Source organism: Vibrio sp. V42_P2S4T144 (genome assembly GCF_009904715.1).
Lineage (GTDB): Bacteria > Pseudomonadota > Gammaproteobacteria > Enterobacterales > Vibrionaceae > Vibrio > Vibrio alginolyticus.
The window spans coordinates 1-3,970 of record NZ_WXWS01000220.1 but is presented as its reverse complement, the minus strand read 5'-3'; the positions used below and the strand labels follow the sequence as shown (position 1 = coordinate 3,970).

4 protein-coding genes are annotated in these 3,970 nt (G+C 45.0%); 3 read left to right on the top strand and 1 reads right to left on the bottom strand.

What is annotated here, in order from left to right:
• Positions 1–222, top strand: a 222-nt coding sequence (locus CAG68_RS07905) for a DUF2789 family protein (protein ID WP_202599887.1), incomplete at its 5' end; no start/stop codon positions are given.
• 76 nt (positions 223–298) lie between these two features.
• Positions 299–1,363, top strand: a complete 1,065-nt coding sequence (dinB, locus tag CAG68_RS07900; RefSeq protein ID WP_025768236.1) for a DNA polymerase IV — start codon at positions 299–301, stop codon at positions 1,361–1,363.
• On the opposite strand, the gene CAG68_RS07895 is transcribed toward dinB, so the two are convergent.
• Positions 1,360–3,285, bottom strand: a complete 1,926-nt coding sequence (locus CAG68_RS07895) for a RecQ family ATP-dependent DNA helicase (RefSeq protein WP_005380279.1) — start codon at positions 3,283–3,285, stop codon at positions 1,360–1,362. The two genes, dinB and CAG68_RS07895, sit on opposite strands and share 4 nt — an antisense overlap.
• Positions 3,286–3,361: 76 nt before the next feature.
• Between CAG68_RS07895 and CAG68_RS07890 the strand changes: the two genes are divergently transcribed.
• Positions 3,362–3,841: a GreA/GreB family elongation factor gene (locus CAG68_RS07890; RefSeq protein ID WP_005380280.1), complete on the top strand. Its 480-nt coding sequence runs from the start codon at positions 3,362–3,364 to the stop codon at positions 3,839–3,841.
• Positions 3,842–3,970: the final 129 nt, after the last annotated feature.

The window sequence follows — 3,970 nt, the reverse complement described above, 5'->3', positions numbered from 1 at the left end:
CAACATGGTATGGCTGAGCTATTTCAACAACTGGGCCTCGGTAGCTCTCCTCAAGAAATGAAAGATTTTATTAATCAACATCGACACAAAAGAGATTCTGCGCCTTTACATGAAGCTAGCTTTTGGACGATGTCACAGGCGAACTTTCTAAAACAAGCCATCGAAGAAGATGCAGATTGGGCCGAATTAGTCGATCAATTGGACGTAATGCTTCGAGATTGACGTTCGCTTAAACACGCCCATTTCTCTTCAGGTAGATTTGATTTATACTGTTTTTTTGAACAGTGCTTTGATGGCTATGTCAGATCGAATTAGAAAAATTATTCATGTCGATATGGATTGTTTTTATGCTGCCGTAGAGATGAGAGATAACCCCAGTTACCGTGGCATTGCACTCGCTGTTGGCGGACATGAAAAGCAGCGTGGAGTGATTAGCACCTGTAATTATGATGCGCGTAAATATGGTGTTCGCAGTGCAATGTCAACGGCGCGCGCGCTGCAACTCTGTCCTCATTTGTTGGTTGTGCCCGGTAGAATGCATGTATATAAGCAAGTCTCTCAGCAGATTCGTGCTATTTTTGAGCGTTATACGCCTATCATTGAACCTCTCTCATTGGATGAAGCATACCTCGATGTCACGGACTCGACAGCTTGCCGTGGCTCCGCTACGTTGATCGCAGAGTCAATTCGCCGCGATATCTGGAGTGAACTTGGGTTGACGGCATCGGCGGGCATTGCTCCGATAAAGTTTCTTGCCAAGGTCGCGTCAGACATGAACAAGCCCAACGGTCAGTTTGTGATTCCGCCAGAGAAAGTCCAAGAGGTTATCGATAGTCTTCCGCTAGAGAACATTCCTGGTGTGGGGAAGGTGAGTCTTGAGAAGCTCCACCAAGCCGGTTTTTATCGATGTGAGGACATTAAAAACAGTGACTATCGAGAGTTGTTGAGGCAGTTTGGTCGTCAGGGTGCCTCCTTATGGCAGCGAAGCCATGGAATTGATAATCGAGAAGTCGTTGTTGAGCGCGAGAGAAAGTCCGTCGGTGTGGAAAGGACATTCAGCCAGAACATCGCAACCTATGATGAATGTTGGCAAGTGATTGAGGAGAAACTTTATCCTGAACTCGAGAAACGTTTAGAGCGTGCAAGCCCAGATAAGTCGATTATTAAACAAGGTATTAAAGTCAAATTTGCCGACTTTCAACTGACAACAATTGAGCACATCCATCCGCAATTAGAGCTTGAGGACTTCAAGATCTTGCTAAGAGATATTCTTAAACGCCAAAATGGACGGGAAATTCGCCTTTTAGGCTTGAACGTGATGCTCAAGCCCGAAGACCAAGCGCGTCAATTGAGCTTTTTTTAGGCCCTTACCGTTTCTACCTGCGTTAATACCTGCTCAAAACTTACATTTGCCATTGCACCATAACCTGCTAGCTTTGAGGCTTTTAGCTGGCTAATCAAAGGAGTGCTGATTCCGCACAAGAAGCGAGCAACGGCATCATTACTGATGGCCGATGGGGAAAGCTGAATAAACTCCCGCGCCCATATCGATACTTGAGATTGTTCAATATCTTCAGGTTCTGGTGCTGTGAATGTGGCGACGTGACCACGACACACGGAGCAGTGACCACATTGCTTTGGTGCATCGTGATCCGCAAAGTAGTTCGCCAATTGTGAGCTCAAACAGTGCTCGGACTGGAACAAGTGCAGCATGGTGTGGATTCTTTCGATATCTTTGCTTTCTTTGGATTGGAACAGTTCATACAGTTGTTGGATTAAAACATCCGAGCTCTGTTTGGTTGGCATAACTGAGTACACGTCCGTCAGTTGTTTGCTCTCTAGTTCTATCCAGCCGTTCTGGTGAAAATAGTCGAGCGCTGCGACAACTCGGCTGCGTTCCGATTGATAGTTCATCCATAGCGCTTCTAGATCAACTTGGCACCACACTTTGGCTTTTTGTGAGCAGGAAAAAATAGCCTCCACAAATTGACGTCGCTCGCCTTGAAATTGATTCACAATAAATTGCTGATCGTGCAAAAACTTAAACCGATATTCCGCAAAGTAACTGTACTTTGCTTCAATGACGTTATGTAGCTCCAAATAAACCAACAAGGTTTTGAGTGGCAATTGGCGGATATTACTTTCACGCGACAAACGCAGTGGCACTACCTCCCATTGTGGAGCATGTTCTTTCGCTTGCTCGACTACATAGTTAATTGACGTAAATTCTGGTGTGTCACCATAGACAAAATTCTCCAACACCGTTAGGCCGGACGTATTGCCTAGCAGAATGCACTCCGAGCGTTGCCCGTCCCTGCCTGCACGTCCAATCTCTTGTGCGTAGTTCTCGATTGATTTGGGTAAGTCGAAGTGAATGACGCGTCGAATATCAGATTTATCGACCCCCATACCAAATGCAATCGTTGCAACAATACAGTCAATTTGGCCATCCATGAACTGCTGTTGGATTTGTTCACGAACGTCGCTTTTCATGCCAGCGTGGTATGCGTGAGCGTTAATGCCAATATGGATTAATGACTTTGCTACTCGTTCTGCTGTTTGCTGCTGCGTCACGTATACGATGGTCGGAAGCTTAGGTGAAGAGGCGATGATCTCACTGAGCTGTTCTTGTTTCTTTGTTTCCTCACACGGGATCACCGAGATATCCAGATTAGAGCGGTAGAAGCCTGTAACGGTAATATGTTCACTGGAAATATCGAACTTTTTTTGCATGTCTTCAATAACTGCAGGCGTTGCCGTTGCGGTGAGAAGTAAAGACTGTGGGATGTTCAGTTCACGTTGATATTGCGGTAGTTTGAGATAATCTGGACGAAAGTTATGCCCCCATTCGGAAATACAGTGCGCTTCATCAATGACCATCAAAGAAATCGGTACTTGGCGAATGAATTCACGAAAACGCTCATTTTTTAGTCGCTCAACAGAAATCATCAAGATTTTGATTTGTCCATTCTTCACGCCAGCCATGACCTGTTGTGCTTCTTCTCTACTTTGACTGCTATCGATAGAAGCGGCCGCGATTCCTTTACTTTGTAAAAAGCTCAGTTGATCCTTCATTAACGCCAACAACGGAGAGATCACCAACGTAAGGTTGGGTAATATGGTTGCAGGTAGTTGATAACAGAGTGACTTCCCCGAGCCTGTAGGAAAGATTGCCGCAGCAGAGTAACCATTCATAACGGCTTCAATAACGGGTTGCTGACCTTGGCGTAATGAGTCAAAACCAAATACAGATTGAAGTGTTTGATGCAGCGAGTCACTTTGCATAATAGGGAAACCTTTCTTTGATGGTAAACTTGGCTACATTAACACACCCCGAATACTAAACGCGCGTCCTAAAAGTATGAACAAAGCTGACTTAGTCCAAATTATCATCCAACATCTGGAAGAAAAACTTCAAGTTGCCCATTCATCGGCTCAGCGAGCTATCGATGCCGCCACAGATGAAGAAACTGTTCCCGAGCACAAGTACGATACATTGGCACTTGAAGCCGCGTATCTTGCTCATGGACAAGCCATGCGAATTCAAGATAGTGAAGAGGAGTTGCGTCAATATCGTTCTTTAGTGACTCGTAACTTTAAGAATGCGCCTGTTGGTGTTGGTGCTTACGTTGTTCTCGCAGATGAGAATTTGATCGAAAAGCACTTCTTTGTAGGCCCTTGCTCTGGTGGTTTGACTGTTCAATATCAGACTCTGGAAGTCTTTGTCTTAACAGCCAAATCTCCTCTGGGTCGAGCGTTGTTCGGGAAAGAAGAGGGTGATGAGGTTGACGTGAAAATAGGAGATAAAACAACTTGTTACGAAGTCGTGACGATTTGCTGACATCTCATGTATCACTCAGTGTTATGTTTAACACGAGTAATGTTAAATAAAAGAGAATGACATGAAAAAGCTTTTTACACTCTCATTGCTGATGGTCAGTGCTACTGGTTATGCAGCGCAGTGTCGTGT

Bases quoted from the DNA above. Each gene is read 5' to 3' on its own strand.
- CAG68_RS07890 (WP_005380280.1), top strand. From the start codon at position 3,362: ATGAACAAAGCTGACTTAGTCCAAATTATCATCCAACATCTGGAAGAA.
- dinB (WP_025768236.1), top strand. From the start codon at position 299: ATGTCAGATCGAATTAGAAAAATTATTCATGTCGATATGGATTGTTTT.
- CAG68_RS07895 (WP_005380279.1), bottom strand. From the start codon at position 3,285: ATGCAAAGTGACTCGCTGCATCAAACACTTCAATCTGTATTTGGTTTT.